The organism is Photorhabdus sp. RM96S (genome assembly GCF_042879335.1).
Classification (GTDB): domain Bacteria; phylum Pseudomonadota; class Gammaproteobacteria; order Enterobacterales; family Enterobacteriaceae; genus Photorhabdus; species Photorhabdus kayaii.
The window spans coordinates 1-979 of the sequence record NZ_JBHFKT010000131.1; the positions used below are offsets into that span (position 1 = coordinate 1).

1 protein-coding gene is annotated in these 979 nt (G+C 40.7%); it reads right to left on the reverse strand.

What is annotated here, in order from left to right; translation table 11 throughout:
- Positions 1 to 139: 139 nt before the first annotated feature.
- Positions 140 to 685: a gamma carbonic anhydrase family protein gene (locus tag ACGF49_RS24595; RefSeq protein ID WP_113044345.1), complete on the reverse strand. Its 546-nt coding sequence runs from the start codon at positions 683 to 685 to the stop codon at positions 140 to 142.
- Positions 686 to 979: the final 294 nt, after the last annotated feature.

A 979-nucleotide genomic window follows, 5' to 3' on the forward strand; every position in this document is an offset into this window, starting at 1 on the left:
ACTAAGTTGTCCATAGCCTGTTCCCCCTCGGAGCTGTTTTTGGTGTGCACCAAAACTTTGCTCCTGGAACAGGCTTCTCGTCAATTTCTTATCCAGAATTCGGGTTAATTAATAACGAGGATGATGATCATTTGGGACGTTACATATTACCTTCCTGCAAATAGTTATTTTTCAAGCTAACGTAATGGCTTGCTGAATAACATAGCCCTTTTAATTCTTCAGGTTTTAGTTTTCTGACCTGGCGGGCAGGGCTGCCAATATAAAGGTACCCACTTTCTAATATCTTGCCTGGGGCTACTAGGCTGCCTGCACCAATAATAACGTTATCTTCAATCACTGAACCATCAAGTAGGATGGAGCCCATACCGATGAGTATTTGATTACCTATAGTGCAGCCATGAAGTATAACTTTATGCCCGATAGTGACATCATCTCCCACAATTAAAGGAAAACCATCAGGATTGTCTGTCGTTTTGTGTGTCACATGTAATATAGAGCCATCTTGAATGTTAGTACGTGTACCAATAGATACATAATTAACGTCCCCACGGATGACAACTAAAGGCCATATACTGACATCATCAGCAAGTCTAACATCACCAATGATTACACTAGATGAATCTAGCATAACGTTCTGACCAACTTTGGGCTGAATACCAAGGTAACTGCGTAACGTTTCGGACATGTATACCTCTGATGAAAAAATGGAGATTTACTTTAAATAAGATTTTAGTGAGGAAAATACCAGTATGCAATGAAAGAAACTTGTTGAATAGGGCTATGGTGGTCGAAATTTTACCCAAAAAGAACAAGAATTCGCCTGTTGATGGTGGGTGTGAAAAAAAAGTATTGTATAAAAATCTGAGCTCCCTATAATGCGCCACCACTGACCGACACAACGCTGATAAACATTGTGAGGTCGGGCAGAGAAAAAGCTAATAAGCGCTTGACTCTGCGGGCGAAAAGCGTAGTATACGCA